Below are 26,247 nucleotides of genomic sequence, written 5' to 3'. Positions count from 1 at the left end.
CCAAAGGCGATTCTAGGAAGCGGAGTGGTCGGCCGACGCGCGCGCCGCCTCGTCGGCATGCGGCAGGTCTCCCTCGTTGGCCAGGCGCAGCTGGTATTTGCCGGCCAGGATGTGGGCCCGCATCATGGCCGCCGCCCAATGGGCGTCGCGCACGATGAAAGCGTCGATCAGGTCGCGGTGATGGCGCAGGCTGCGCTGCCATTGGGCCGGCTCGTAGCGGCGGAAGCTGCGGTGCAGGATCGGCAGCTGGTTGATGGCGTTGAGCGTGAGTTCCTTGAGCCGGTCGTTGCCCGAGCAGGTCATGATCCGCTCGTGGAACGCCTTGTTCAGCTCGGTCAGGCGGTCCAGCGCGTCGGGCTCCTGCTTGTGGACCGCCATTTCCATCCGCTCGGCCAGGTCCTGCAGGTCGAGGATGTCGGCGCGCGTCATGCGCGTGGCCGCCAGCTCGGCGCAATTGCTTTCCAGCATGGAGCGCAGGTCGTACAGCTGTTCCACCCGCTCCACGCCCCACGACGGCACGAAGATGCCCAGCTGCGGCGAGAAATCGAGCACGCCCTCGGCGGCGAGCCGGCGCAGCGCCTCGCGGATCGGCGTGCGGCTCATGTTCAGTTCTTCGGCCAGCTGCTTCTCGCGCAGGTGCGACTTGGCCGGATAGACGCCGCTGATGATGTTTGCGCGAATCTGTTGGTAGGCGCGGTCCGCACCGGTGCTCATGTCGTTCCTTCCTCGTCAGTGCGCCCGCCGCCGGCATGCGGGCCATAGAGCTGCGCCGGATTGCGGCACAGGATTGTTTCGGCTATCGCCCGATCGCCATCGATCCAGTCGTACAGCAGATCGAGCAGCGCGCCATCGTTCGGCATGGGACCGGGAACGCGCGGATGGGGCCAGTCGGAGCCCCACAGCAGCCGCGTCGGCGCGGCGGCGACCAGCTCGCGCGCCAGCGGGACCGTGTCCCGGTAGGCAGGCGGAGCCGCGGAAATTTTATAGGGGTGCGAGATCTTGGCCCACACCGCCCCGTCCCGCAGCAATCCGGCCAGCTCGGCGAAGCCGGCCGGCGCCGGCCCGGCCGCCACCCGCACGCTGCCCATCTGCTCGATCACCACCGGCACCGCGGCGCGGCGCAGCGCCGGAATCAACGCCGGCAGGCTGCCCACCTTGTCGAGCACGATTTCCAGGTGCCAGCCGCTGCCGCGCAGCCGCGCGCCGACGTCGTCGAGCAGCGCCACCGGCAGGCCGCCCGGCAGCGCCATGTTGATGCGCACGCCGCGCACGCCGTCGGCCGTCAGGGCCTCCAGCCGGGCATCGTCCATCGCCAGCACATCGGCCACCACGATGCCGCGCAGGCGCCCCCCGGCGGCCCGCAGCGCATCCAGCAGGCAACGATTGTCGTCGCCATAGACGCTGGGCTGCGACAGCACCCCATGGCGCACGCCGATGGCGTCGAGCATGCGCAGATAGGCGGCCAGCGGCTGGTCGGGCGGCGTGTATTCACGCCGCGCCGCGTACGGAAAACGGCCGACGGGCCCGAACACGTGCGCGTGGCAGTCCCATGCGGGGGAAGGGACATCGAAACGCGGGGGGCGCGGGTGGGGATCGGCGGGAGCGATATCAGGTGTCACGTCTCATCCTCGTTTTCATAAAGTATACATTTAATGGAGAACAACAATCGTTTGCCTAGTGTTTTCCCGTACAAACAACCCTCATTCTTGCGGAAAATCTCGCGCCAGTCTCATACTTTGTATACATGAGGTATACATTCTAAAACGAGGAGGAGAATATGATCGCCAAATGGATGGCCGCGGGCACCCTGGCCGTGGCCGCCGCGGCCGCGCAGGGGCAGCCCTATCCGGCCAAGCCGATCAAGGTCGTCGTGCCCTATGGCCCCGGCACCGGCGTCGACGTGGCGGCCCGGCTGCTGACCACGCCGCTGGCCGCCGCCCTCGGCCAGGCCATCGTGGTCGAGAACCGGCCCGGGGCGGCCGGATCGGTCGGCACCGCCTACGTCGCCAACGCCCCCGCCGACGGCTATACCTTGCTGGTGCACGCCTCGTCGATCACCTCGGTGCCGGCGTACACCCCGAACGTCCCGTACAAGATGAGCGAACTGCGGGGCGTATCGATCTACGCCGACATGACCTACGTGCTGGTCGCCTCGGCCGGCAGCGGCATCAGGACGATCCGCGAACTGGTGGACACCGCCAGGGCCAGGCCCGGCGCGCTGACCTTCGCGTCGGCCGGCGTCGGCACCGGCACCTACATCGGCGCCGAAAAGCTGCACATCGCCACCGGCATGAAGGTGCGCCACATTCCCTACAAGAGCACCACCGATGCGCTGGCGGACGTCATCGCCGGCCGCGTCGATTACGGATACACCCAGATCACTTCGGCGATCGGCCACATCAACGCGGGCAAGCTGAACGCGCTCGCCATCTCGTCGGTGCCGTCGTCCGTGCTGCCGAACGTACCCCCGGTCTCCAGCATCGCGCCCGAGGCCTACTACAGCCTGTGGATGGGGCTGTTCGCGCCCGCCGGCACGCCCGACGCGATCGTCCGGCGGCTGTATCAGGCGGTCGAGAAGGTCCGCGAAACACAGACGTTCCGGCAGGCCTTGGCCAAGGTGGGCGGCGAGCCCATGCGGCATGGTCCGGTGGAAACCGACGACATCCTCGGAAAAGAGATCAAAGAAAATGCGGACATGGTCAGCCGGCTCGGCATCTCCCCCCAGTAGCGAGGACACGGCTGCCATGACCCCGGCGGCAAGCGGCGCGGCGGATTTCGATCTGCCCTATCCCGACGCGCGCCACGCGCCCGCGCCGACCGCCGCCAGGCTGGCGACGCTGGACGGCGCGAGACTGGCCCTGGTGGACAACACGCGCATGAGCGTGTCGCCCTACAGTGCCATTGCGCAGGCCCTCGAACGCGTCCTGCGGCACGGCGCGCTCACGCGTTTCGGCTACAACCTGATGGCCTGCACGCGCGATCAGCTGCGCGAGTTCGCCGCCACCGTGGCCACCGCCAGGCCGCAGGGCGTGGTCATCGGGTTGGCCGAATCCGGCATCACCCAGCCCACCGTGTCGCTGGCCATCGAGCTGGAGCGCGCCGGCCTGCCGACCGTCACGCTGTGTTCGGATCCCGGCGTGCAACTGGCGCGCAGCTATGCGGCCGAACTGATGCCGGGGCTGCCGCTGGTCGACCTCGGCATCCGTCCGCACGACACCCCGGCCGAGGCGGCCGCGGCGGTGGCCGCCCATGCGCCTGCGGTGGCGCGGGCGCTGACCGCGCCACCCGCCGCGGGCGACGCCCTCGAGCTCTTTCCCGACGCCGCCGAAGTCAGGCGCCGCTGGGCGCAGGCGGCGGCCCTGCCCGCGGGTTTCGGCGCCATGGCCTTCATGCAGGCCAGCGCGGCCTTCCATCTGGGCGACGGCCTGCCGCTGGTGCCTCCCGTCCGCGGCCTGGTCGAGGCGATGCTTCAACGGGCCGGATGCCCGGCCGACGATGCGCCGATCCCGCCGCTGCCGCCCGGCGGCCATCCGGTCACGGTCCGGCTCGCCGCCGTCAACGCGGTCATGGCGGGCTGCGAGCCCGAACAATTCGAGGTGGTCCTGGCGGCGCTGCGGGCGATGGGGCAACCGGCCTTCCGCCTGCACCAGGCGGCCATCACCACCCATCCCAGCGCCACCATGATCCTGGCCAGCGGCCCGGCGGCCGCGCGCGCCGGCATCGCTTCCGGCGCGGGCTGCCTGGGGCTGGGGCACCGCGCCAACCTGGCCGTCTCGCGCGCGGTCAACCTGTGCCTGATCAACGTGCTGCGATCGATCCCCGGCCGCACCGACCTCGGCACGCAGGGCTCGGTCGCCGAGCTCGGCATCTGCTTCGCCGACACGGCCTGCGGCGACTGGCCGGCGCTGCACGAAGTCCTCGCCGGCCCGGGCCGCAGCACCGTCACCGTGCATCGCTGCGCCACGCCGCACAACCTGATGGACCACCGCAGCCGCACCCCGGAGAGCCTGGCCGACGGCCTGGCGGCGGCCGCCACCTCGATCGCCGCCAACAATGCCTATTGCCCGGCCGAACTGCTGGTGATCCTGTGCCCCGACCACGCGGGCATCCTGCAACGCGCCGGCTGGAGCCGCGCCCGGCTGCAGGACTGGATCTGGCGCCGGGCGCGCAACCCCCGCCGGCTGCTGGAAGGACGGGGGCTTTCGCCGACCTGGCCGGAGGCCTTCCGCGAACTCGATCCGGTCCCGGTCTGCCACCGGCCGGAAGACATCCTGATCGCGGTCGCCGGCGGCGCCGGTCCGCAGTCGCAAGTGGCCGTGCCGTGGGGCCTGAGCCGCGCGGTCACGACCGTCCTTTGAACCGCGCCATCGCGCGCAACGCCGATACGAGTCTTTCATGTTCCCATCCCCCACGGTCATCGAAGCAGAACGTTTCGCCCTTCTCCCTCCCGCGCTGCGCCTGGCCGAGCCGGTCGACCGCCACGGCGTGCGCCGCGACAACCTGCTGGAAGGCCCCTCCTTCACCCGCGCCGGCGACCTGCTGTGCGTCGACCTGCTCAACTCCCGCATCCTCAGCGTCGACCGCGGCGGCCGCTTTTCGGTCGCGCTGCAGTATCGCGGCAATCCCAACGGCCTGAAGATCCACCGCGACGGCACGGTATTCGTCGCCGACCGCGACGGCCTGCTGGTGGCCGACCTGGCCGCCGGCACCATCGAGCCCCGCCTGCCGCGGGCGTTCGGCGAGCCGTTCCGCGGCCTGAACGACCTGTTCTTCGCGGCCAACGGCGATCTGTACTTCACCGACCAGGGGCAGTCCGCCATGGACAAGCCCGACGGACGGCTGTTCTGCCTGCGCGCCGACGGCCGGCTGCAATTGCTGCTCGACAACCTGCCCAGCCCGAACGGCCTGGTGCTGACGCCGGACGACGCCAACCTCTACGTTGCCGTGACGCGCGCCAATGCGGTCTGGCGCGTGCCGCAGAACCTGTACCCCGGCGGCGAGGCCGGCCGGGTCGGGGTGTACATCCACCTTTCCGGCGGCACCGGCCCCGACGGCATGGCGATATCGGACGAAGGCCACCTGGTGGTGGCCCATATCGGCATGGGCGCCGTCTGGGTGTTCGACCCGCTGGGCGTGCCGGTGGCCCGCGTCGCGGTCGGCGGACGCAGCGTCACCAACGTCGCCTTCGATCCGGCCGAACCGGACACGATCTACATCACGGAAATCGATACCGGCGCGATCTACCGGGCCCGCATCCCCTGCCGCGGGCGCGCCATGTATTCACACCAGGAGCACGCATGAGCCTATCCATCCATCCCCTTTCCCCGACCCTCGGGGTCGAACTGCGCGGACTCGATCCGCGCAGGCCTGACGACGCCGGCATCGCCGCATTCCGCCGCGCCTTCGACGAAAAGCATTTCGTGCTGGTGCGCGGCCACGAGCTGAGCGAAGACGAAAGCGTCGGCCTGGCCGAGCGGATCGGCCGCATTTCCGATGCCGGGGCCAACATGAAAGGCGGCAAGCGCTTCACCCTGATCTCGAACGTGCACCCCGAGGGCCGCCTGCCCGACGGCGAACTGCTGTTCCATGCCGATCACATGTTCCTGCCGCACCCGCTGAAGGCGATCTCGCTCTATGCGATGGCGGTGCCGGCGCAGGGCGGCGAGACCCGCTTCCTCGACATGGCCGCGGCCTACGAGGCGCTGCCCGAGTCGACCCGGCGCCGGCTGGAAGGCTTGCAGGCGCTGCACGTCTACGACTATTCGGCCAATACCGCCAACAAGCCGCCCAGCCGCGACGCGATTGCGCCGACCGCGACCACCGCCGTGCATCCCGTGGTCCTCACCCACCCCGCGACCGGCAAGAAGATCCTGTTCGTGTGCCGCCTGTTCACGGTATCGATCGTCGGCATGCCTCGCGCCGAAAGCGATGAGCTGCTGGGCCAGCTGTTCGATCACATCGAGCGCCGTCCCGACGACTACGAGCACAAATGGCAGGTGGGCGACTTCATCGTCTGGGACAACCGGATCCTGCAGCACGCGCGCAACGACTTTCCCTCCACCGAGAAGCGCGCGATGCGCCGGGTGCCCATCGCCGACGAGAGGGCCGCATGAACGACGCCATCCGTTCTGCCCGGCCCGAAGCGGCCGATCCGGGGCTCGCCGCGCGGCTGGCCAAGCTTCCCACCGGCGTCGTCTGGGACGTGCTGCGCGTCATGGGCCTGCCGCACCAGGCGGTCGACGCCTCGATCGCCGGCCTCGAATCGTCGATGGCGCTGTGCGGTCCCGCGTTCTGCGTGAAAGGCCAGACCTGGCTCGGCGCGCTGCCCAAGCCCGATCCGCGTCTTCCCCAGCCCCGCTACGAGCTGTTCGATCACCTTTACCCGGGCTGCATCATGGTCGTCGACAGCGGCCGGTACGGCGAGGCCGTGCTGATGGGCGAGAACTTCGCCATCAGCGCGGTCGCCGCCGGCTGCGCCGGCTTCGTGCTGGACGGCGCCACGCGCGACGCCCAGTCGCTGGTCGACCAGCGCATCCCGGTCTTCAAGCGCTTCGTCACGCCGGCCAGCTCCGCCGGCCGATGGTCGATCACCCATTTCGAGGTACCGATCACGCTGCCGGGCCAGACCAGCGCGGGCGTGCCGGTCCATCCCGGCGACTTCGTGCTGGCCGACCGCGACGGCGTGGTGATCGTCCCCCGGCAGCATGCCGCGCGCGTGGCCGACTACGCCGCCAGGGTCGACGAGATCGAACAGATACAGCGCAAGGAATTGATCGAAGGCAAGGACGACCGCCGGACGATCTACGAACGCTACGACCGCTTCGCCCACATCGAACCCATCGCACGGGACTGAAAACCGAACCGCCATTCGCCCAAGGAGGAAAACCATGCCTCATTCCGTACGCCGCCCGTCCGCCGGCGGCAGCCACCGGCGCTCCGCGCTGGGCGCCGCCCTGTGCCTGGCGGCCGCGCTGATCGCGCCCGCGCCGCAGGCGCTGGCCGCCGACGACTTCCCCAGCCGGCCGCTGCGCCTGATCGTCCCGCTCAGCCCTGGCGGCAACGTCGACATCGTCGCGCGTCTGCTCGCCCAGGGCATGTCGAAGGAACTCGGCCAGCAGGTCGTGGTGGAGAACCGGCCCGGCGCCAGCAGCGTGGTCGGCACCGTCGCGGTCGCCAAGGCCGCGCCCGACGGCTATACCATGCTGGCCATCGGCAACACCTTCGTGTCGGCCGCGGCGCTGATTCCCAACATCGGCTACGACCCGCTCAAGGACTTCGTCGGCCTGTCGAACACCGTCACCATCCCGATGGTGCTGGTGGTCAATCCGAGCGTCCCCGCATCCAACGTGGAAGAACTGCTGGCCATGCTGCGGCAGCACCCCGACAAGGCCACCAACGGCACCGCGGGCGCCGGCTCCACCAGCCATTTCGCCGGCGAACTGTTCGCCAGCCTGGCCGGCATCAAGATCCTGCACGTGCCCTACAAGGGCAATGCGCAGGCGCTGTCCGACGTCATGGGCGGCCAGATCACGATGATGTTCGACTCGCTCGGCAGTTCGGCGCCGGGCATCAAGGCCGGGCGGCTGAAGGCGCTGGGCGTGACCACCGCGACGCGCTCGCCGGCCTTTCCCGACGTTCCCACCATTGCCGAATCGGGCCTGCCCAGGTACGAGGACGTGACTTTCAACGGCGTCGTGCTGCCGGCGGGAACGCCGAAGCCGGTGGTCGATCGCCTGTACGCCGCGCTGAGCAAGGCGATGGCCGATCCCGAGCTGCAGAAGAGCCTGCGCGAGCGCGGCATCGATCCGAACGTCAGCGCGTCGCCCGCGCAGTACACCCAGTACCTGAAGGAGCAGAGCGCCAAGTACACCCAGCTGGTCCGCTCGCGGCGCATGACCGTCGAATGACTGTGGCATGGCGGCGGCCGCAAGGCCGTCCGGAAACATGGCCGCGCCCCGCATATATAATGAGAATCAATATCAGTTCCCCTGAGTCTCATTCGCATCCGGGCGCCGCGCATGAAAACCTCCGGTCCGATGGCCGATGCCGTTTCCCGTCTCTACGCCGAATACCAGCCGTGGCTGCTGGGCCGCGTGCGCCGGCAACTGCCCTGCCTGGCCGACGCCGAAGACGTCACCGCCGATACCTTCGTGCAGGTGATCCAGCGCAGCGACCTGGCGGCGATCCGGGAGCCCCAGGCTTTCCTCACGGTCATCGCCAGACGCCTGATGTGGCGCCTGTTCCGCCGGCGCCAGCTGGAGGCGGCCTACCTGGCCCGCCTCCAGCAACTGCCCGCCGCCCGCGCGCCGTCGCCCGAAGACCAGCTGATCGTCTTGCAGACCATCCAGTCGCTGGACGCCTGGATGCAGGGCCTGCCGGTGCCCGTCCGGCTGGCCTTCCTCTACAGCACGGTCGACGAACTCGACCATGAAACCATCGCCGCGCGGCTCGGCGTATCGGTCCGCACCGTGGGCCGCTACGTGCAGCGCGCGCTGCTGCACTACCTGGCGGCCCGCGCCGATGCCGGAAGCGGCCAGGCTGCCGCGCGGCAAGCGGGAGGTGTCCGGTGAGCGCGATCGCCGATCCGGTCCTGCAACGCGCGGTCGAATGGAAGACGCGCCTGCTGTCCGGCCGCGCCAGCCGGGCCGACGAGGACGCCTGTCTGGCCTGGCGCCGGGCCGCCGACGAACACGAACGCGCCTGGCAGAAGGTGGAACGCAGCCTGGCCGACTGCCTGGGGGACCTGAAGGCGGTGGTGCGCCGCGACCCGCGCCAGGCCGAGGCCGTCCGCCAGGCGCTGGCGCTGCCCGCCCCGGCCCGGCGCGAATGGCTGCTCGGCGTGGCCGGCCTGTGCGGCGCGACGGGGCTGGCCCTGCTGGCGGCGCAGCGGCAATGGCCGCTGGAGGCGGCGTTCGCCAGCCACGCCACGGCCACCGGCGAACGGCGCGGCGTCGCGCTCGCCGACGGTTCGCGCCTGCTGCTGGACGCGCGTTCGGCGGTGGACGTCGACCTGCAATCTTCGCGCCGGGCGATCACGCTAACGCGCGGCCGCATGCAGCTCGAGGCGGCAGCCGCGCAAACGCCTTTCCTGGCCAAGGCGCCGTTCTGCCGGCTGGCCGTCCAGGCGGAAACGCCGGCCGGCCTCATGCTGGCCCGCGCGCCCGGGCGCACCGTGGCGGTCTGTACCCACGGCGCGGTCATGCTGCGCGCCGGCCACGGCGCCAGGCAGCGCTTGCAGGCGGGCGAAGGCTGGTGGATGGGCGCCGACGGCTCCGGCCCGCTGCCGCCGGGCCGGGTGCGCGCGGCGGCGGCCTGGGAGCGCGGCCTGGTCGAGGCGCTGGACGAGCCCCTCGGCAACGTGGTCGAACAGCTTCGCGCCTACGACCGCGGCCTGATCCGCATCTCCTCCCGCGCAGCCGCCCTGCGCGTGCAAGGCGTATGGTCCCTGGACGACGCCGCCGCCACGCTGGACATCCTGGCGCGCCGGCTGCCGCTGCGGGTGGTGCGCCACGGCGGCTGGCTCACCACCATAGACCTCGATCGAACGTAACAGTATGTAAATAGCTGTCCGGCCGGAGCCCCTCGCGGCACAGAGCGGGAAGAACCACTCCTGTTGCCCCGAACCGCCATGGCCATCGCCTCCCGCTCCTCCGCTCCGCTCTGCCTCGCTTCGTCCCTGGCCTTCGCCATGCTGGGGCCGGTCTATGCCCAGCCCCAGGCCGGCTACGACTTCGACCTGCCCGCCGGCCCGCTGGGCGAATCGCTCAACCGCATCGCCGCCGAAGCGCGGCGCAGCCTGACCGTGCCGCCCGAGCTGGTGCGCGGCCTGACCGCGCCGCCCGTGCGCGGACGCTACGGCGTGGAACAGGCGATGCGGCTGGCGCTCGGCCCCTCCGGCCTGCGGCTCATCGTCGGCCCGCAAGGCGACCTGACGGTGGCGCCCGCCCTGCCCGCCGTCGCGCCCGCCGCCCGCGCCAACCCGCCCGCCGCCACGCTGCCGCCGGTCGACGTGGTCGGCACCGCCAACGCCTACCAGGCCCCGGCCGCGGCCTCGCCCAAATTCACGGCCGAACTGCGCGACACGCCGCGCACCGTCAACGTGATCCCCAAGGCGGTCATCGAAGACACGGCCTCCACCTCGCTGCAGGACGTGATGCGCACCATGTCGGGCATCACCTTCGCGGCCGGCGAAGGCGGCGTGCCGATCGCCGACCGCCCCGTGATCCGCGGCTTCAACTCCACCTCCAACATGCTGGTGGACGGCATGCGCGACATCGGCGCGCAAACGCGTGAAGTATTCAACCTCGAACAGGTCGAGGTGACCAAAGGCCCCGATTCGGTCTACTTCGGCCGCGGGGGCGGCGGCGGCAGCATCAACATCGTCACCAAGGCGCCGCGGCTGGAAAACTTCGCGGTGGGCGAGCTGAGCGCCGGCACCGCGCCCAGCGGCCGCGCCACCGTCGACGGCAACTGGCAGTTGTCCGACCACGCGGCCTTCCGCCTGAACGCGATGGGCGACAAGGGCAAGGTGGCCGGCCGCGACGACGCGGTGGACTACCAGAAATGGGGCCTGGCGCCCTCGCTGGCCCTGGGCCTGGGCACGCCCACGCGGGTCACGCTGAGCTACTACCACCTGCAGGACGACGGCATGCCCGACTACAGCGTGCCGCTGGACCCGCGCACCGGCGCGCCGTACGAAGGCGTGGACCGCCACGCCTTCTACGGCCTGAGCGGCCGCGACTTCCGCCACACGCGCACCGACATCGGCACCGCCAGCATCGAGCACGACCTGGGCGACTCGCTCACGCTGCGCAACATGACCCGCTACGGCCAGTCCACCAACAGCTACGTGGCCACGGCGCCGAACGGCGCCTCGCCGCTGTACGCCGGCATCAACATGCCCGGCACGCTGCAGGGCACGGTGTTCCGCCAGGCCAAGTCGCAATGGACGCGCACCCAGACCCTGGCCAACCAGACCGACCTGTTCGGCGAACTCGAAACCGGCTCGGTCAAGCACCGCTTCGACGCCGGCTTCGAGATCGGCCGCGAGAAATGGAACGTCGACGGCTGGACGGTGGCCAGCGCCAACGCGGCCGCCGCGGTGCAGACCGGCGCCGTGCCGCAGTGCCAGGGCTACCCCTCGCTGTTCGACTCCTACGACTGCACCAGCCTGTACTCGCCCGATCCCGGCGACCCGTGGACGGGCTCGGTCACCCGCAACAACAACCCCACCTACTACCAGACCAACACCAAGGCGGCCTACGTCTTCGACGCCATCACGCTGACCGAGCACTGGCTGGTCAACGCCGGCCTGCGCTGGGATTCCTACCGCACCGAAAGCATCCGCCAGGGCGCGGTCCAGGCCAGCCAGAAAGACAACTTCGTCAACTACCAGCTGGGCCTGGTCTACAAGCCGCGCCGCGAGGCCAGCCTGTACGTCAGCACCGCCTCGGCCTCGACGCCGGCGGCGCTGGGCAACAGCGACTACGACAAGGTCAGCGCCGCCAACCGCAACCTCGATCCGGAACGCAGCGTGACCTACGAAGTGGGCGGCAAATGGGACGCGCTGGACGAGAAACTGTCGCTGACCGCCGCCGCCTTCGCCACCGACCGCAAGAACGCCAGCGTGCAGGTGGAGCCCGGCGTGGTCGAGCCGGTGGGCCGCACGCGGGTGCGCGGCTTCGAACTGGGCGCGTCGGGCAGCCTGACGCCCGAGTGGCAGGTGTTCGCAGGCTATACCTACCTGGACAGCAAGATCGCGCGCGGCGCCTACAACGACGCCAACGTCGGCCAGCCGCTGCCCGACACGCCGAAGAACAGCCTGAGCCTGTGGTCCACCTATCGCTTCCTGCCCGGATGGACGGTGGGCGGCGGCGCCTTCTTCGTCGACAAGCGCTTCGGCACCGCATGCGACCGCGATTGCTACGCGCCCTCGTACTGGCGCTTCGACGCCATGCTGGGCTGGCGCGTCAACCCGCGGCTGGAGTTCCGGATGAACCTGCAGAACCTGTTCGACAAGGTCTACTACACCAAGGTCCACTACTTCATGGGCGACCTCGGGCCGGGCCGCGCCGCCGTGCTGACGGCCGTGGTCCGCTACTGAGGGCGGACGCCATGCTGTCGTCGCGCGCCATCGGGCGCTGGCGGGCGGTCCACACCTGGAGCAGCCTGATATGCACCGTGTTCCTGCTGATGCTGTGCCTGACCGGGCTGCCGCTGATCTTCCACGATGAAATCGACGACTGGCTGGCGGGCCGCGAGAGCGCGGCGCCGCCGCCGGCCGGCGCGGTGGTGGACATGGACCGCGTCATCCGCACCGTGCGGCAGGCCTATCCCGGCCGCCGCGTGCAGTTCGTCGCCTGGGCCGACGAACCCGGCCAGTTCCGCGTCGGACTGGGCCGCGGCCCGGCCGCCGCCGGCCACAAGCCCTTCGTCATCGTCGACAGCGAATACCGCCTGCTGGGCGAGGCCTGGAGCGAAAAGGACTGGCGCCACGGCGGCGTGATGGCGGTGCTGCTGGCCCTGCATACCGACCTGCTGTCGGGCCTCTGGGGCGGCCTGTTCCTGGGCGCGATGGGCCTGCTGTTCCTGGCGGCGCTGGTGTCGGGCGTGGTGCTGTACGCCCCCTTCACGCGCAAGCTGGCATTCGGCACCGTGCGCCGCGCGCGGGCCGCGCGGGTGGCATGGCTGGACCTGCACAACCTGGCCGGCATCACCACCATCGCCTGGGCCGTGGTGGTAGGCGCAACCGGCGTGGTCAACACGCTCGACTCGCTGGTGTTCGGCGCCTGGCAGCGCGACGTGTCGCGGACGCTGAAGGCGCAATACGGCGAACTGGCTCCCGTGCGCGACCCGGACCTGCTGCAGGCCGCGGTCACCCGCGCGACGGCCTTCCTGCCGGGCCGCGACATCAGCTTCGTCGCCTTTCCCGGCTCCATGTTCGCCACCCCGCGCCACTACGCCGTCTATCTGCACGGCAACACGCCGGCCACTTCGCAGCTGCTGCATCCCGTGCTGATCGACGCCGCCGACGGCCAGCTGGTCGATATCGGCGCGCCGCCCTGGTACCTGTGGAGCCTGGAAATCTCGCGGCCCCTGCACTTCGGCGACTACGGCGGCCTGCCGCTGAAACTGCTGTGGGCAGCGCTGGACGTGGAGACGATCGTGGTGCTGGGCAGCGGCGTCTACCTGTGGCTGGCGCGCCGGCGCAAGGCGCGGCAGGCCCCGGCGACGGCCGCTGCCGCGTAGGAAAGCAGACCGTCGTCTACGGTGCCGCCAGCGCGCAGTTCGTTGGCGGCGGGCTGGCCGCGGCCGCGGGCGGCGCTTGGCTGGCCGCCCGCCGCGCGGCGTGATAGTCGCCCACCAGTTCCTGCACCAGGTCCAGGCGCGACGAAGACCGCAGGCACAGCAGGCCGACCTCGCGCGGCTGCGTGGGCAGCGGCAGGGCCAGTCTGCGGATCCGCAGGCCGGCGGGCCAGCCCTGTTCGATATCGGGAACCAGGGATACGCCCAGCCCGCGATCCACCATCTTCGAGATGGCAGGCAGCGAACTCAGTTCGAAGCGCTCGATGGGCCGGATGCCGGCCTGCCGCAGGTATTCCTCGGCCAGCCGGCCGCCCCATTGCCGGCGATCCAGCCGGATGAGCGGTTCCCGTTCCAGCAGGGTATGCGGATCCTCGTGCCGCAGCGCGGCCGGGACGAGAGCCACCAGGGGCTCGCGCCGCAGGCCGGCCCACCACAGCGTCTTCGGCAGTTCGAACTGGGGGTGCAGGCAGATGGCCGCGTCGACCTGTTCGTTGTGCAACGCGTCGTACAGATAGGCCGAGCTGCCGGGCTGCACGAATACCCGCAGGCCGGGATGCCGGTGGACGAGGCTGGCCAGCATGTCGGGCACCAGGCCGTGCAGGAAGGTATTGATGCTGCCCAGGCGAAATTCGCCGGCGGCCTGCCCGGCCCGGGCGCGGCGCTTCATCTCCTGGATGTCGCCGAGCACCGAGCGGCCCAGCGCCAGGATGTTGTGCCCGGCCTCGGTCGGCAATACGGTCCGGCCCGAGCGGGCCGTGAGCGCGACGCCGAACTCCCGCTCCAGGGCATGCAATTGCTTGGCCACCGCCGTCGGCGACAGGTGCAGGCGCCGCGCGGCCTCGGCCATGGAGCCGGTCTGCACGACCAGTTCGAATGTCCGCAAATAGGTGGTATCCATCGCGCCCCAGTCACCAGACCGCACCGGAGGTTCATTCTAATTGAACCAGGCGCTCCTTCTTCCGCGGAAAACCGGCTCCCATAATCCCGGGGCGGCCCCGCCGCATACAACAACAGCAAGGAGACGTCATGAAGCACTTCATTCCGGCCGCCGCGGGTGCGATCGCCATGGCGCTGGCCGCCGTGTCGGGCGGCCGCGCGCTCGGCCAGGAGTTTCCCGCCAAGCCCATCCGCGTCATCAGCGGCTGGGCGCCGGGCGGCCCGACCGACGTGGTCGCGCGCATCATCTTCAACGACCTGGCCAAGAAGCTGGGGCAGTCGATCGTCGTCGACACCCGGCCCGGCGCCGGCGGCACCATCGGCTCGACCCAGGCGGCCGCCGCCGATCCCGACGGCTACACGCTGCTGTACGGCACCGCCACGGTGGCCACCATGCCCGACCTCTACAACCGCCCCGACCTGATCCCGGACAAGGCGTTCGAAGCGATCAGCTGCACGGTCAAGGTGCCGCTGGCGCTGCTGGTCGGCAGCGACTTCCCGGCCAGGACGGCGCAGGAATTCGTCCAGCTGGTCAAGGCCAATCCCGGCAAGTACTTCCAGGGCTCGTCCGGCGGCGGCTCGCCCGACCACCTTGCCGGCGTGCTGTTCGCGAAGGAACTGGGCCTGCGATACACGCACGTGCCCTACAAGGGCAATGCCGGCGCGCTCACCGACCTGATCGCCGGCAACATCAGCTTCATGTTCGCCGGCGCGCTGCAGGCGGCCAAGCCCATGATCGAGGCCGGCAAGGTGCGCGCGCTGGCGGTGTCCACGGCCAAGCGCTCGGCGGTCCTGCCCGACGTGCCGACGGTGTCGGAAACCGTGGCCAAGGGCTTCGACATCGGCACCTGGCAGGTGCTGATGGCGCCGAAAGGCACGCCCAAGGCCATCATCGACCGCATCAACGGCGCGATGAACGAAGTGCTGGCCGACCCCAAGATCCAGCAGACCCTGATCGAACGCCAGGGCGCGGAAACCATGGGCGGATCGCCGCAGCAATGCACCGCGTTCGTCAACGGCGAACACCGCCGCTGGAGCGAGCTGATCCGCGCCAACCACCTTACGGCAGAATAGAGCCTCACGCCTTCCCATCATCGACTCTGGAAAACCTATGACGATTCGTTCGGTCGACGCGATCGTGCTCGACATCCCCTACGAGATGTTCGGCCCCAAGCCGCTGTTCTGCGGGCATCCGCGCAAGATGAACATCCTGCTGGTGCGCGTGCAAACCGAAGACGGCCTGGTGGGATGGGGCGAGGCGTTCGGCTACACCATCTGGCCGGCAGCGCGCGCCGCGATCGAAAGCCTGGTCGCGCCGCTGGCCATCGGCAAGGACGAAGCCGACATCCCCTCGGTGATGGGGCCGATGGAGCGCCAGTTCCACCTGCTCGGCCGCACCGGCGCCCTGACCTACGCGCTGTCCGGCCTCGACATCGCGCTGTGGGACCTGGCCGGCAAGCGCGCCGGCAAGCCGCTCTCGGCGCTGCTCGGCGGCGCCCGGCACAGGCGGCTGCCCACCTATGCGAGCCTGATACGCTATGGCGATTCCGCGCTGGTGGCGGAAAACGCGCTGCGGGCCAAGCAGCGCGGCCATCGCCTGGTCAAGCTGCACGAGACCGAGGTGGCGCACGTGCGGGCCGCGCGCGAGGCGCTGGGCCCCGACGTGCCGCTGACCATGGATACCAACTGTCCATGGACCGTGGAGCAGGCCATCGCCGTGGCGCGCGAACTGCAGCCCTACGGGCTGGCCTGGTTCGAGGAACCGGTCTGGCCGCCCGAAGATTTCGCCGGACTGGCCGCGGTCCGCAAGGCCGCCGGCATCCCCATCGCCGCCGGCGAAAACGCCATGAGCGCCAAGCATTTCGAGCAGTTGTTCGACGCGCAGGCGGTCGACATCGCCCAGCCCAGCATCACCAAGATCGGCGGCGTCTCGGAGTTCATGAAGATCGTCGAACTGGCGCGCCGCCACGGCGCGCAGCTGGTGCCGCACTGCCCGTACTTCGGGCCCGGCCTGCTGGCGACGCTGCATATCGCCGCCACCTTCGAGCACGAAACCCTGATCGAACATTCGCTGGCCGACCTGGGGGCCAGTCCGCTGGGCAAGGCCGTCATACCGGAAAACGGCTTCCTCGACATCCCGGATGGCCCCGGGCTGGGAGTCGACCCCGATCCGGCCGTGCTGGAGCAGTGCCGCGTCGGGTGACGATCGGCGCCGCAGGCGGCGCGGCCAGGCCTGCTGCGCCCGCTATTCCGGCGTGATGCCCGCCTCTTTGACGACGGCGCCCCACTTGCCGATCTCTTCCCGCAGGAAGCCGGCAAATTGCTCCGGCGTGTTGCCGACCACCTCGATGCCGTCCTGGGCAAAGCGGCCGCGCACCTCGGGTGAAGTGAGCGCGCCGACCAGCGCTTCATGCAAGGTATGCACGATGGGCGCCGGCGTGCCGGCGGGCGCGAGAAAGCCGTGCCACGCGGACGCCTCGAAGCCCGGCAGGCCGGCCGCCTCGGCAACCGTGGGCACGTCGGGGAACAGCCGGGAGCGCTGGCTTCCCGTCACCGCCAGCGCGCGCAGGCGGCCGGAGCGGATCAGCGCCGAGGCGGAGGTGATGTCGGCGAACATCATGGCGATCTGGCCGCCGGCCACGTCCGCCAACGCTGCGGAGGTCCCCTTGTACGCCGCGTGGATCATGCTGAGCCGGGCCCGCCCCAGATAAAGCAGCGCGGCCAGGTGGGTGGAGCTGCCGACGCCGGCCGACCCGAACGCCAGCGTGCCGGGCTTGGCCGACACCAGCGCCGCCAAGGCTTGCAGGCTATCGACGTTCAGGGACGGCGCCACCACCGCGACATACGGATAGGCGGTGGTCAGCGTGATGGGCGCGAAGTCCTTGATGGCGTCGTAGGGCAGCTTTGCGTACAGGGCCGGATTGATGGCGTTCGGCCCGGTCTGGCCCATCAGCAGCGTGTAGCCGTCGGGCGGCGCCTTGGCCACCGCTTCGGTTCCGATGATGCCGCTGCCGCCGGCCCGGTTGTCCACCACGAACGGCTGGCCGAGCTTAGGGCCGGCGTGCTGCAGGATGACGCGGGCCACGATGTCGGCGCCGCCGCCGGGCGTAAACGGCACCACCACGCGTATCGGCTTGCCGGGAAATGCCGGCTCCGCGCCGGCGCCCGCAGCCGCGCGCACCGCGCCGGGCAGGGCCCCGGCGCACAGGCCGGCCAGGGCGGTGGTCCGCAGAAAGCGGCGTCTATCGGTCATGCTGGCCTCCTCCAGTCTGTCGTTCTTTTCCTACCGGATGCATGAATCCACGAGCGCGCGCACGCGCATTTCCGAATCGATGCGGCGCACGGCCTCGATCGCCGCTTCGATGCGCTGCGGCCCGAATACGAGGCCCGCATTGGTGCGGAACTTGTCCTCGACGTCTTCGGCGGTCATGGGGTTCTCGCGGCTGCCCCAGTTGTTGGGCACGATGCGCTCCAGCGTACGGCCGTCGCGGGTGCGCACGATGACCCAGCCCTTGAATTGCTCGCGGCCCGGCGCCGTCTCGTCGATGCGATAAGAAACGCGACGCGCCAGCGCCAGCACGCGCGGGTCGGCAAGGCTGGGCGTGGCGAAGTTGTGGACATTGCAGCGGCCGTGGACCAGCGCGTCGGCCAGCGCGAATTGCAGGCTGACGCGCCCTTGCCAGTCCGAGCGGGGATTGAGCTTCTCGGCGGCCGGCTCGCAAACGATGGGAACCATGAAGGCCGCGATCGGGCAGACGATGCTGTCGACCTCGTCGGCGCGCAGTCCTTCCCGGTAAAGATCGAGCAGCGCATCCAGGAAAGGATGGATCACGTGGCCGCAGGGATAGGGCTTGAACGAAATGTTCCGGCTCTCCCAATGCTCGCCCAGCCCGCGGCTGAAGCCGTCCCAGTCCACTTCGTAGGAAGGATCCTGGACATGCGAGGCCAGCAGGCCGAAGCGGCCTTCGAAAATGGTGGCGGGGCCCTTGAAGCCCTGCTGCGCCAGGGTGGCGGCCACGATGCCCGCTTCGGCGGCAATGCCCGGATGGATGAATTTCGCCCATGAGCCGTCCGACCAGCACTCCATGAGCCCGGCGGCCTTGCTGCCCGCGATGCCCAGCGCATCCCTGGCCTGCTCGGCCCCCAGCCCGAACAGACGCGCCGCCAGGAAGGCGGCCCCCATGGCGCCGGCGATCGCCGTCGGGTGAAAGCCCACCCGCTCCAGCCTGCCGGGCGCCAGCATGCCGACCCGCGACGACAATTCGGCCGCGCCCGCCAGCGCGGTCACCAGTTCCCGCCCGGGGATGTCCAGCATCTCGCCGATGGCCAGCCCGGCGGTCACCAGGGTCACGCTGACGTGCACGATGGTCTGGTTGTGGGTGTCGTCGAACTCCAGCGAATGGGCCATGGTGCCATTTGCCAGGGCGGCCAGCGACGCCGAGGTCCGCTCGCCGTACCACAGGATGCGGCTGTCGTTGCCGCTGCCCAGCTTCAGCGCGGCGGCATGGACCGCCTGGCCCGGCGGGCGGCACGAGCCGGCCAGCATCAGGCCCAGTATGTCGAGGATCCTGGAACGGGTCGCGCGGCGCACGTCGTCCGGCACGTCCTCGTGCCGCAGGTGCGACAGCCAGCGGTTGGCGCGTTCGCTAAGGGTGGTACCCGGTTTCGAGGTCATGTAAATTCATTAGAAAATTATTTAACGTATACGTAAAAGATAGCAGTTTCCCCCTAGGGGTCGATATAGGGTTATCCCAAACGACCGGCCGCGAACGGCCGCGGCTTCAGATCTGCTGCAGGCGGAAATTGCGGAAGATGCCGACCAGTTCTCGGCTGGCGCGCTGGCGATGCTCGCGGTTGACGCGCGCCGCGCCCACGGCGTCGCCGTCGGCCAGGCGCTGCACCAGCGCGAGGTGCTCGCGGGTGGAATGCACCGGCGGCGGCCGCAGCCGCAGCGTGAACATGCGGGCCCGATACACCCGGTCGCGGTAGCCCATCACCGCGCTCAGCAGATGCCTGTTGCCCGACAGGCTGACCAGCGCATAGTGGAAATCCTCGTCGGCCCGCGCCCAGGCTTCCAGGTCGTTCCTGGCCAGCGCCTTTTCCATCCGGGTGGTCGCATCGCGCAGCGGCTTGAGTTCCTGGCTGGAGGGCTTGCGGCGCGCCACGGTCTCGGCGGCCAGGCATTCGAGCGCGGTCAGAATTGCGTAGATCTCTTCCATGTCCTGCGACGACACCGGCAGCACGCGCACCCCGCGCCGCGGAATCACCTCGACCAGCCCCTCGTTCTGCAGCCGGATCACCGCTTCGCGCACCGGGGTACGGCTCATTCCCAGTTGCAGGGCGAGTTCCTGTTCGAGCGCCTGGAAGCCAGGCTGCCATACGTTGTCGAGGATGCGCTGTCGCATGGCCTTGTAGGCCTGTTCCACCAGGGTGGGAACGTCGGCGTCGGGCGCGGCTTCGCTCTTCATGAATAGTTCCAGTGGACGGGCGGGATACCGGCGACGGGCATCGCGACCACGGCGATGGCATCGCCCAGCAGGCAGCCAATATAGCCTGTCCGCAAGTCCTCGCCGCCGAAGGCCAGGCTCGACGTGCTGCGCAGGCGGCGGCTGCGCACCTTGTCGAGGTGTTCGCGGCCCATCGCGTCGCCGCGGAACGCCTGTTCGACCCTTGCCAGCCAGGCCGCGTCGGCGTCTTCCATCCACTGCCGCGTGCTGCCGTCGGGCGCGACCCGCAGCAGCCGGTTGCTGACGATGCTGGTCACCCAGGCGCCGCCCTCGGCATCGAAGCACAGGCCGTCCGGGAAGGTGCCCTCGCCGAACACCGCCACCGTCTCGCGCGGGCCGAGATCCCCGCCCGGCAGCAGCCTGAAGCGCGACAGGCGGCGCCCGAAGGTTTCGTTGACATACAGCCATTGCCCGCCGGGATCGAGGGCCACCTCGTTGGCATAACCCAGGCCGTCGGCCACGATGCGGGCGCCGCGCCGGTCCAGCAAGACGATGAAGCCGTCTTCGCAGCCCGCGCGGTAGCCCAGCGCCCGCGGGCGCAGCCGGGTGCTCACGCTGATCCAGATGCGCCCGGCCGCGTCCTCGTGGACGAAATTGGTCGGCGGCAGGTCGCTGCCGTCGACCGCGGTCAGCAGCGGCCGGGTGGCGCCGTCGCGCCGCAGTTCGAACACGCCGCCGCGCCCGTCGCCCAGGTGCGCCAGCAGGAACGAGCCGTCCGCCCGCAGCGCGATGCCGTTGGGCTTGAGCGCCTCGCCGTCGACGGGCTGCGCCCGGTACAGCGCCTGGCTGCCGTCCGGCCGCAGGTGCGCCACGCCGCCGCGCCAGTCGGCCGTGAACAGGCCGGCCGTGCGCGTGGCCAGCACGCATTCGGGCCGGACCAGGCCGTGGCCGATCCAGCCACAGGCAGCGGGATCGAGAAAGGGAAGCGACGGCGACGACATGTCGTGGGGATGGCGTTCGTGGTGACAACCAATAAATTAACGTATACATTAACGCGGGCACAATCCCCGCCGGCACGCGGCGGGCGCCCACATTCACCAGGAAAAACGGAATCGACCATGGAAAGCTACCGGATCGCGGTCCTGCCCGGCGACGGCATCGGAATCGAAGTGATGCACGCCGCCGCCGCGGTGCTGGAAACCGTGCAGCGCCGCATCGGCCGCATCCTTCAGCTGCAGTGGCTGCCGGCCGGCGCCCAGCACTACCTCGACAGCGGCGTCGCGCTGCCCGACGCCACGCTGCGGCACTGCGAACAGGCCGACGCCATCCTGTTCGGCGCGATGGGCCTGCCGCACGTGCATGGCGCCGACGGCACCGAGATCATCCCGCAGATCGACCTGCGCATGCATCTGGACCTGTACGCCGGCGTGCGCCCCATCCGCACCTTCGAGGGCCTGCCCACGCCGCTGGCGCGCCCCGAGGCCGCGCACATCGACCTGGTGCTGGTGCGCGAGAACACCGAAGGCCTTTTCTACGCCCGCGGCCGGGGCGACGTGCGGGGCGATGACGAGGTGCGCGACACCATGCGCATCACGCGGCAGGGCACGGCGCGCATCTGCGAATTCGCGTTCCGGCTGGCCGAGCGCCGCGCCGCCCGCTCCGGCCGCCGCGGCCGCGTGACCAACGTCGACAAGGCCAACGTCTTCGCGTCGATGGCCTTTTTCCGCAAGGTGTTCGAGGAAGTCGCCGCGCGCCACCCGCAAATCGCCGCCGACAGCGGCTATGTCGACGCCATGGCCCTGAACCTGGTCATGAAGCCGTGGACCTACGACGTGCTGGTCACCGAAAACATGTTCGGCGACATCCTGTCCGACCTGATCGCGGCGCTGGTGGGCGGCATGGGCATGGCACCGTCGGGCGACATCGGCGACAGGTACGGCCTGTTCCAGCCGGCGCACGGCACGGCGCCCGACATCGCCGGCCAGGGCAAGGCCAATCCGACCGCCATGCTGCTGTCGGCCGCCATGATGCTGGAATGGCTGGCCGGGCGCAGCGGCGACGCAGCGCTGGCCGACGGCGCGGCGATGATCCAGCATGCGGTCGAACAGGTATTCGCGTCCGGCCAGGTGCGGCCGATGGAATTCGGCGGCACCGACGGCACGGCCGCGATCGCGCAGGCCGTCGCCGGCGCCCTGCGGCCGGCCCATGCCTGACGGCGGCGCGCAGCCGGCCACCGTCCCTCCAAACTGCCCCACGGATGCGGCATCATGACCCACGCATTGCTCGTCGACTTCCAGATCAAGCCCGAGCGGGCCGAAGACTTCGCCCGGGCCATCGCGCGCAACGCGCGGCGCTCGCTCGGCGATGAACCGGGCTGCAGACGCTTCGACGTCTGCCGGGATCCCGCCGATGCGGGCGCCTTCTTCCTTTACGAACTCTACGACGACGCGGACGCGATCGCCGCGCACCTGGCTTCGGCGCATTTCAGGGAGTTCGACGCGCTGACCCGCGACTGGGTACAGCGCAAGGCCGTCCGGACCTGGCTGCTGGCCGGCCCCTGACGAGCTTTCGCGTTTCGGAAAACGTCGGCGTCTCCAAAACTAAACCGCGCGCCGGCGACATTTCTTAAAGTCCGGGTTTCCGAGCCGCCGCTTCACGCGGCGCGGGATACGAGAAGAAACCTGGAAAGACATGCTCCGAGACAATCAGAACGGGATAGACCCCATCACCCTGGAAATCTGGTGGAGCCGGTTGATCGCGATCACCGACGAAGCCGCCACCACCCTCCTGCGCACGGCGTTCTCGACCATCGTGCGGGAGTCCAACGATTTCGCCACGGTCCTGATGAACCGCCGCGGCGAATCGATCGCCGAATGCAGCGGCGGGATCCCGGCCTTCGCCGGCCTCATTCCCCGCACCGCGCGCGCCTTCCTCGCCGCCGTGCCGGCGCAGGACTGGCGCGAAGGCGATTGCATGATCACCAACAATCCCTGGCTGGCCACCGGCCACCTGCCGGACATCGCCATGGTCACGCCCATCTTCTTTCGCGGCGCGCTGGTGGGTTTCGCCGGTTCGGCGGCGCACTCGCCCGACGTGGGCGGCACGCTGGGCGCCGGCAACCGGCAGCTGTACGAGGAAGGCATCTGCATTCCGCCCATGCATCTCTACCGCGCGGGCAAGCGCAACGAAGACCTGCTGCGGCTGTTCCTGGGCAATGTGCGCGTGCCCGAACAGGTGCTGGGCGACCTGGAGGCGCAGGTCACCGCCAATGAAGTGTGCCGCCGGCGCACCGTCGATTTCCTGGCCGACACCGGGCAGGATTCCCTCGAACGGCTGTCGCGGGCGGTGCACGAACGCACCGAGGCGGCCATGCGCGCCGCGATCGCCGCGATTCCCGACGGCCGCTATGCCGCGGCCATCGATGCCGACGGTTTCGATCATCACCCGACCCATATCGAATGCGCGGTCACCATCGCCGGCGATTCGATGACGGTGGACTATGCCGGCAGCTCGCCGCAGGTCGACCGCGGCACCAACTGCACGATGAACTACACGCAGGCCTATTCGGTGTACCCGATCAAGTGCCTGCTGGACCCGCACACGCGCCGCAACGAAGGTTCCTACCGGCCGATCGAGGTCAAGGCGCCGGAGGGCAGCATCATGAATGCCCGCCATCCCGCTGCGGTCGCGGCGCGCCACCTGACCGGCCACCTGCTGTGCTGCGCGATCTACCAGGCGCTGGCGCAGGTCATCCCGGAGCGGGTCATCGCCGACAGCGGCGGCGCGCCGGCCATGCGCGTGCGCTTCACCGGCCGCCAGCACGGCCGCGGCCGCTTCTCGCAGAACCTGTTCGCCAGCGGCGGCATGGGGGCGTCGGCGCATGGCGACGGGCTGTCGACCACCGCCTTCCCCACCAATTCCGGGGCCGGCAGCATCGAGGCGCTCGAGGCGGTGACGCCGCTGCTGGTCAGGAAGAAGGAATTCCGCATCGATTCCGGCGGCGTAGGCAAATTCCGCGGCGGCCTGGGGCAGTTGTGCGAGGTGGAGAACGCCGCCGGCGAGCCGATCCACGTCGCCATCTCGGCCGACAGGCAGCGCCATCCCGCGCTGGGCATCGGCGGCGGCGGGCCCGGCGCGCCGACCGCCGTCACGCTGGACGACGGCCGCATGGTGGACCTGAAGTCGCGGCTGGAACTCGCGCCCGGCGCCAGCGTGTCGCTGTGGTTCGCCGGCGGCGGCGGCTACGGCCCGTGCGAAGAACGCGCGGCGGCCGACATCCGGCGCGACATCGACTACGGCTACGTGTCGTGCGAAACGGCCGCCACCCATTACCGCGGCCAGATGGAAGGCCTGGCCGGCGCCGGAGCGGCCCGATGAAGACGATGAAAAAGACCACCCGCATCGGCGTCGACATCGGCGGCACCTTCACCGACTTCGTGCTGCACGACCAGACGCGCGGCATCACCCGCACCGGCAAGCGGCTGACCACGCCCGAGCAGCCCAGCCGCGCCATCATCGAAGGCGTGGCGCGCCTGCTGGACGAGACCGGCACGCAGGCCGGGCAGATCGCCAGCATCGTGCACGGCACCACGCTGGTCACCAATACCGTGCTCGAACGCACCGGCGCGAAGGTGGGGCTGCTGGCCACCGAGGGCTTGCGCGACGTGCTGGAAATGGGCCGCGAAAGCCGCTACGACACCAACGACCTGTTCCTGCAGCCCGTTCCGGTGCTGGTGCCGCGCCCGCTGCGGCGGGGCATCGGCGGACGGCTCCGGGCCGACGGCAGCGAAGACCGGCCGCTCGACGAAGCGGCGGTGGCGCAGGCGGTGGCCGACCTGGTGGAAGGCCAAGGCATCGAGTCGCTGGCCATCGCGTTCATGAACGCGTACCGCAATCCGGCGCACGAACGGCGCGCGCTGGAAATCGTCCGCGCCCTGTACCCGGACCTGCTGGTGAGCCTGTCGGCCGACGTCGCGCCCGAGATCCGCGAGTTCGAGCGCACCGTCACCGCCTGCGTCAACGCCTATGTGCAGCCGCGCGTGCACGGCTACCTCGACCGGCTGGGTACCGACCTGGCGGCGCTCGGCTTCGACGGCGACCTCTACATCATGCTGTCGAGCGGCGGCATCACCACCGTGGCCAACGCCAAGGCCTATCCGGTGCGCCTGATCGAATCCGGCCCCGCCGCGGGCGCCATGGCGGCCGCCTTCACGGCGCGGCAGACCGGCGAAGACAGGATGATTTCGTTCGACGTGGGCGGCACCACGGCCAAGATGTGCCTGATCGAGAACGGCCAGCCCCACGTCAAGCACGACTTCGAAGCCGGCCGCCTGCAGAAGTTCAAGCAGGGCTCCGGCCTGCCGCTCAAGGTGACCGTGGTCGACATGATCGAGATCGGTTCGGGCGGCGGCTCCATCGCCGGCATCGATCCGATGGGGCTGATGAAAGTGGGTCCGCGCAGCGCCAGCTCGGTCCCCGGCCCCGTCTGCTACGGCCGGGGCGGCACCGAGCCCACCGTGACCGATGCCGACCTGCTGCTGGGCTACCTCAACCCGGACTATTTCCTCGGCGGCGAAATGGCGCTGTCGATGGACGACGTGCGCCGCGCCATCGACGCCAGGCTGGCCCGGCCGCTCGGGCTGGACGCGGCCGGCGTGGCGCGCGGCATCCAGGAGATCGTCAACGAAAGCATGGCCGCCGCCACCCGCGTGCACCTGGCCGAGAAAGGCAAGGATCCGCGAGACTATTGCCTGTACGCCTTCGGCGGCGCCGGGCCGGTGCATGCCTATGCGCTGGCCAAGCTGCTGAAGGTCAGGCGGATGATCGTGCCGATGGGCGCCGGGGTCATCTCCGCGCTCGGCTTCCTGGTGGCCCGCCCCGCCGTCGACAAGGTGCGAGGCTACGTGGCCGAGCTGGAAAACGTCGACTGGCACCACGTGAACGCCATCTACGCCGACATGGAAGCCGCGGCCTGCGAGCTGCTGCTGGGCACCGGCGGCAGGCGGGAAGACATCGCGCTGGCCTGGAGCGCCGACATGCGCTACGTGGGCCAAGGCTTCGAAATCAGCGTGCCGCTGCCGCGCGGCCCCCTGGACGCCGGCCACGCCGACGCCATCCGGCAGTCGTTCATGCAGGCCTACGCCGCGCGCTTCGACCGCGTGGTCAACGACGTCGGCATCGAGGCGATCAACTGGCGGCTGAACGCTTGCCTGCCCGAGCAGCACATCAGCCTGGCGCACGAGCCGGCGCAAACGGCGGCCCGGCGCGGCGAACGGGGGGTCTATTTCTCCGGCTTCGGCGACCTGCCGGCGTCCGTCTACGATCGCTACGCGCTGGCGCCCGGCATGCAGGTGGCCGGGCCGGCGGTCATCGAAGAGAGGGAATCGAGCTGCAGCATCGGCCCGGATTGCGTCGCCACCGTCGATCCGCACTTCAACCTGGTGGTCGACATCCGCTACGAGGCGCAGACCAGCGACGCCACCGGCTCGGCCAGCGAGGCCGTGCCCGCCTGAAACCCGCCGCCGGCCCGGCATCCCGCCGCGGACGGCGACATCCATTC

23 protein-coding genes are annotated in these 26,247 nt (G+C 70.1%); 16 read left to right on the top strand and 7 right to left on the bottom strand.

Features of this window, described 5'->3' with window-relative positions:
* Positions 1 to 12 precede the first annotated feature (12 nt).
* Together ABD927_RS17975 and ABD927_RS17970 are read right to left on the bottom strand one after the other, a co-directional pair.
* Complete coding sequence (locus ABD927_RS17975) at positions 13 to 714, bottom strand: GntR family transcriptional regulator (protein WP_345251226.1); 702 nt, start codon at positions 712 to 714, stop codon at positions 13 to 15.
* Positions 711 to 1,619, bottom strand: coding sequence for an amidohydrolase family protein (locus ABD927_RS17970; RefSeq protein ID WP_345251225.1), 909 nt, complete (start codon positions 1,617 to 1,619; stop codon positions 711 to 713). The genes ABD927_RS17975 and ABD927_RS17970 overlap by 4 nt, the downstream gene beginning before the upstream one ends.
* Positions 1,620 to 1,777: 158 nt before the next feature.
* On the opposite strand from ABD927_RS17970, the gene ABD927_RS17965 reads away from it, so the two are divergent.
* From ABD927_RS17965 to ABD927_RS17920, 10 genes are all read left to right on the top strand, one after another.
* Complete coding sequence (locus tag ABD927_RS17965; RefSeq protein ID WP_345251224.1) at positions 1,778 to 2,728, top strand: Bug family tripartite tricarboxylate transporter substrate binding protein; 951 nt, start codon at positions 1,778 to 1,780, stop codon at positions 2,726 to 2,728.
* Between the two features lie 16 nt (positions 2,729 to 2,744).
* The gene (locus ABD927_RS17960) at positions 2,745 to 4,358 is read left to right on the top strand and encodes a UGSC family (seleno)protein (protein WP_345251223.1); all 1,614 of its coding nucleotides are present in this window, start codon (positions 2,745 to 2,747) and stop codon (positions 4,356 to 4,358) included.
* 37 nt (positions 4,359 to 4,395) lie between these two features.
* Positions 4,396 to 5,301, top strand: a complete 906-nt coding sequence (locus tag ABD927_RS17955) for an SMP-30/gluconolactonase/LRE family protein (RefSeq protein ID WP_345251222.1) — start codon at positions 4,396 to 4,398, stop codon at positions 5,299 to 5,301.
* Positions 5,298 to 6,113, top strand: a complete 816-nt coding sequence (locus ABD927_RS17950) for a TauD/TfdA dioxygenase family protein (RefSeq protein ID WP_345251221.1) — start codon at positions 5,298 to 5,300, stop codon at positions 6,111 to 6,113. Before ABD927_RS17955 ends, ABD927_RS17950 begins: the two co-directional genes overlap by 4 nt.
* The gene (locus ABD927_RS17945) at positions 6,110 to 6,853 is read left to right on the top strand and encodes an RraA family protein (RefSeq protein ID WP_345251220.1); all 744 of its coding nucleotides are present in this window, start codon (positions 6,110 to 6,112) and stop codon (positions 6,851 to 6,853) included. Before ABD927_RS17950 ends, ABD927_RS17945 begins: the two co-directional genes overlap by 4 nt.
* Positions 6,854 to 6,887: 34 nt before the next feature.
* Positions 6,888 to 7,907 carry a Bug family tripartite tricarboxylate transporter substrate binding protein gene (locus ABD927_RS17940; RefSeq protein ID WP_345251219.1) on the top strand — a complete coding sequence of 340 codons (1,020 nt, stop codon included), beginning with the start codon at positions 6,888 to 6,890 and terminating at the stop codon, positions 7,905 to 7,907.
* Between the two features lie 111 nt (positions 7,908 to 8,018).
* Positions 8,019 to 8,570: a sigma-70 family RNA polymerase sigma factor gene (locus tag ABD927_RS17935; protein ID WP_345251218.1), complete on the top strand. Its 552-nt coding sequence runs from the start codon at positions 8,019 to 8,021 to the stop codon at positions 8,568 to 8,570.
* Positions 8,567 to 9,550, top strand: a complete 984-nt coding sequence (locus ABD927_RS17930) for a FecR family protein (RefSeq protein WP_345251217.1) — start codon at positions 8,567 to 8,569, stop codon at positions 9,548 to 9,550. Before ABD927_RS17935 ends, ABD927_RS17930 begins: the two co-directional genes overlap by 4 nt.
* A 78-nt stretch (positions 9,551 to 9,628) precedes the next feature.
* Positions 9,629 to 12,103, top strand: a complete 2,475-nt coding sequence (locus ABD927_RS17925) for a TonB-dependent siderophore receptor (protein WP_345251216.1) — start codon at positions 9,629 to 9,631, stop codon at positions 12,101 to 12,103.
* Between the two features lie 11 nt (positions 12,104 to 12,114).
* On the top strand, positions 12,115 to 13,248 hold the full coding sequence (locus tag ABD927_RS17920; protein WP_345251215.1) for a PepSY-associated TM helix domain-containing protein: 1,134 nt from the start codon (positions 12,115 to 12,117) through the stop codon (positions 13,246 to 13,248).
* A 16-nt stretch (positions 13,249 to 13,264) separates the two neighbouring features.
* Here ABD927_RS17920 and ABD927_RS17915 read toward each other — a convergent pair whose 3' ends face one another.
* On the bottom strand, positions 13,265 to 14,203 hold the full coding sequence (locus tag ABD927_RS17915; RefSeq protein WP_345251214.1) for a LysR family transcriptional regulator: 939 nt from the start codon (positions 14,201 to 14,203) through the stop codon (positions 13,265 to 13,267).
* Between the two features lie 128 nt (positions 14,204 to 14,331).
* On the opposite strand from ABD927_RS17915, the gene ABD927_RS17910 reads away from it, so the two are divergent.
* A complete protein-coding gene (locus ABD927_RS17910) occupies positions 14,332 to 15,315 on the top strand; it encodes a Bug family tripartite tricarboxylate transporter substrate binding protein (RefSeq protein ID WP_345251213.1) in 984 nt (327 codons plus the stop codon).
* 37 nt (positions 15,316 to 15,352) lie between these two features.
* Entirely contained in the window at positions 15,353 to 16,444 is a 1,092-nt protein-coding gene (locus ABD927_RS17905) for a mandelate racemase/muconate lactonizing enzyme family protein (RefSeq protein WP_345251212.1), read from the top strand.
* A gap of 42 nt (positions 16,445 to 16,486) precedes the next feature.
* Here the strand turns inward: ABD927_RS17905 and ABD927_RS17900 are convergent, their stop codons facing one another.
* The 4 genes from ABD927_RS17900 to ABD927_RS17885 form a co-directional block, all read right to left on the bottom strand.
* A complete protein-coding gene (locus tag ABD927_RS17900; protein WP_345251211.1) occupies positions 16,487 to 17,494 on the bottom strand; it encodes a Bug family tripartite tricarboxylate transporter substrate binding protein in 1,008 nt (335 codons plus the stop codon).
* A 30-nt stretch (positions 17,495 to 17,524) separates the two neighbouring features.
* The gene (locus tag ABD927_RS17895; RefSeq protein WP_345251210.1) at positions 17,525 to 18,916 is read right to left on the bottom strand and encodes an MmgE/PrpD family protein; all 1,392 of its coding nucleotides are present in this window, start codon (positions 18,914 to 18,916) and stop codon (positions 17,525 to 17,527) included.
* Between the two features lie 106 nt (positions 18,917 to 19,022).
* Positions 19,023 to 19,709, bottom strand: coding sequence for a GntR family transcriptional regulator (locus tag ABD927_RS17890; protein ID WP_345251209.1), 687 nt, complete (start codon positions 19,707 to 19,709; stop codon positions 19,023 to 19,025).
* On the bottom strand, positions 19,706 to 20,689 hold the full coding sequence (locus ABD927_RS17885; protein WP_345251208.1) for an SMP-30/gluconolactonase/LRE family protein: 984 nt from the start codon (positions 20,687 to 20,689) through the stop codon (positions 19,706 to 19,708). The genes ABD927_RS17890 and ABD927_RS17885 overlap by 4 nt, the downstream gene beginning before the upstream one ends.
* A gap of 117 nt (positions 20,690 to 20,806) precedes the next feature.
* On the opposite strand from ABD927_RS17885, the gene ABD927_RS17880 reads away from it, so the two are divergent.
* From ABD927_RS17880 to ABD927_RS17865, 4 genes are all read left to right on the top strand, one after another.
* A complete protein-coding gene (locus ABD927_RS17880) occupies positions 20,807 to 21,901 on the top strand; it encodes an isocitrate/isopropylmalate dehydrogenase family protein (RefSeq protein ID WP_345251207.1) in 1,095 nt (364 codons plus the stop codon).
* Between the two features lie 54 nt (positions 21,902 to 21,955).
* Positions 21,956 to 22,249, top strand: a complete 294-nt coding sequence (locus tag ABD927_RS17875) for a putative quinol monooxygenase (protein WP_345251206.1) — start codon at positions 21,956 to 21,958, stop codon at positions 22,247 to 22,249.
* 130 nt (positions 22,250 to 22,379) lie between these two features.
* On the top strand, positions 22,380 to 24,065 hold the full coding sequence (locus tag ABD927_RS17870) for a hydantoinase B/oxoprolinase family protein (RefSeq protein WP_345251205.1): 1,686 nt from the start codon (positions 22,380 to 22,382) through the stop codon (positions 24,063 to 24,065).
* A complete protein-coding gene (locus tag ABD927_RS17865) occupies positions 24,062 to 26,200 on the top strand; it encodes a hydantoinase/oxoprolinase family protein (protein ID WP_345251204.1) in 2,139 nt (712 codons plus the stop codon). The genes ABD927_RS17870 and ABD927_RS17865 overlap by 4 nt, the downstream gene beginning before the upstream one ends.
* Positions 26,201 to 26,247: the final 47 nt, after the last annotated feature.

It is taken from the genome of Pigmentiphaga soli (genome assembly GCF_039541095.1).
Taxonomy (GTDB): Bacteria; Pseudomonadota; Gammaproteobacteria; order Burkholderiales; family Burkholderiaceae_B; genus Pigmentiphaga; species Pigmentiphaga soli.
The sequence above is the reverse complement of the archived record's forward strand: the minus strand, read 5'-3'. Positions and strand labels throughout refer to the sequence as shown.

Excerpts from the sequence above, each read along its gene's own strand:
- ABD927_RS17975 (WP_345251226.1), bottom strand. The coding sequence starts at position 714 with ATGAGCACCGGTGCGGACCGCGCCTACCAACAGATTCGCGCAAACATC.
- ABD927_RS17965 (WP_345251224.1), top strand. The coding sequence starts at position 1,778 with ATGATCGCCAAATGGATGGCCGCGGGCACCCTGGCCGTGGCCGCCGCG.
- ABD927_RS17960 (WP_345251223.1), top strand. The coding sequence starts at position 2,745 with ATGACCCCGGCGGCAAGCGGCGCGGCGGATTTCGATCTGCCCTATCCC.
- ABD927_RS17955 (WP_345251222.1), top strand. The coding sequence starts at position 4,396 with ATGTTCCCATCCCCCACGGTCATCGAAGCAGAACGTTTCGCCCTTCTC.
- ABD927_RS17950 (WP_345251221.1), top strand. The coding sequence starts at position 5,298 with ATGAGCCTATCCATCCATCCCCTTTCCCCGACCCTCGGGGTCGAACTG.
- ABD927_RS17945 (WP_345251220.1), top strand. The coding sequence starts at position 6,110 with ATGAACGACGCCATCCGTTCTGCCCGGCCCGAAGCGGCCGATCCGGGG.
- ABD927_RS17940 (WP_345251219.1), top strand. The coding sequence starts at position 6,888 with ATGCCTCATTCCGTACGCCGCCCGTCCGCCGGCGGCAGCCACCGGCGC.
- ABD927_RS17935 (WP_345251218.1), top strand. The coding sequence starts at position 8,019 with ATGAAAACCTCCGGTCCGATGGCCGATGCCGTTTCCCGTCTCTACGCC.
- ABD927_RS17925 (WP_345251216.1), top strand. The coding sequence starts at position 9,629 with ATGGCCATCGCCTCCCGCTCCTCCGCTCCGCTCTGCCTCGCTTCGTCC.
- ABD927_RS17920 (WP_345251215.1), top strand. The coding sequence starts at position 12,115 with ATGCTGTCGTCGCGCGCCATCGGGCGCTGGCGGGCGGTCCACACCTGG.
- ABD927_RS17915 (WP_345251214.1), bottom strand. The coding sequence starts at position 14,203 with ATGGATACCACCTATTTGCGGACATTCGAACTGGTCGTGCAGACCGGC.
- ABD927_RS17910 (WP_345251213.1), top strand. The coding sequence starts at position 14,332 with ATGAAGCACTTCATTCCGGCCGCCGCGGGTGCGATCGCCATGGCGCTG.
- ABD927_RS17905 (WP_345251212.1), top strand. The coding sequence starts at position 15,353 with ATGACGATTCGTTCGGTCGACGCGATCGTGCTCGACATCCCCTACGAG.
- ABD927_RS17900 (WP_345251211.1), bottom strand. The coding sequence starts at position 17,494 with ATGACCGATAGACGCCGCTTTCTGCGGACCACCGCCCTGGCCGGCCTG.
- ABD927_RS17895 (WP_345251210.1), bottom strand. The coding sequence starts at position 18,916 with ATGACCTCGAAACCGGGTACCACCCTTAGCGAACGCGCCAACCGCTGG.
- ABD927_RS17890 (WP_345251209.1), bottom strand. The coding sequence starts at position 19,709 with ATGAAGAGCGAAGCCGCGCCCGACGCCGACGTTCCCACCCTGGTGGAA.
- ABD927_RS17885 (WP_345251208.1), bottom strand. The coding sequence starts at position 20,689 with ATGTCGTCGCCGTCGCTTCCCTTTCTCGATCCCGCTGCCTGTGGCTGG.
- ABD927_RS17880 (WP_345251207.1), top strand. The coding sequence starts at position 20,807 with ATGGAAAGCTACCGGATCGCGGTCCTGCCCGGCGACGGCATCGGAATC.
- ABD927_RS17875 (WP_345251206.1), top strand. The coding sequence starts at position 21,956 with ATGACCCACGCATTGCTCGTCGACTTCCAGATCAAGCCCGAGCGGGCC.
- ABD927_RS17870 (WP_345251205.1), top strand. The coding sequence starts at position 22,380 with ATGCTCCGAGACAATCAGAACGGGATAGACCCCATCACCCTGGAAATC.
- ABD927_RS17865 (WP_345251204.1), top strand. The coding sequence starts at position 24,062 with ATGAAGACGATGAAAAAGACCACCCGCATCGGCGTCGACATCGGCGGC.